At 57.1% G+C, this 217-nt stretch carries 1 pseudogene; it reads left to right on the plus strand.

The features are described from left to right. Positions 1-217 (plus strand): annotated as a pseudogene (locus S1OALGB6SA_RS00875) (hypothetical protein); the annotation flags it as partial.

Below are 217 nucleotides of genomic sequence, written 5' to 3' on the forward strand. Positions count from 1 at the left end.
CCGGAGTGGCTGTGGACTCATCCGGCAATGTCTATGTAGCAGATTATGGCAACAACCGCATCCGGAAAATCACGCCGGCGGGGGTGGTAACCACCTTGGCCGGCACTGGCACAGCGGGTCATGCGGATGGCACCGGCACAGAAGCGAAATTTAACTCCCCCTCCGGAGTGGCTGTGGACTCATCCGGCAATGTCTATGTAGCAGATTATGGCAACAA

Origin of the sequence: Olavius algarvensis spirochete endosymbiont (assembly GCA_900608495.1) — a bacterium.
Lineage (GTDB): Bacteria > Spirochaetota > Spirochaetia > DSM-2461 > DSM-2461 > UBA2779.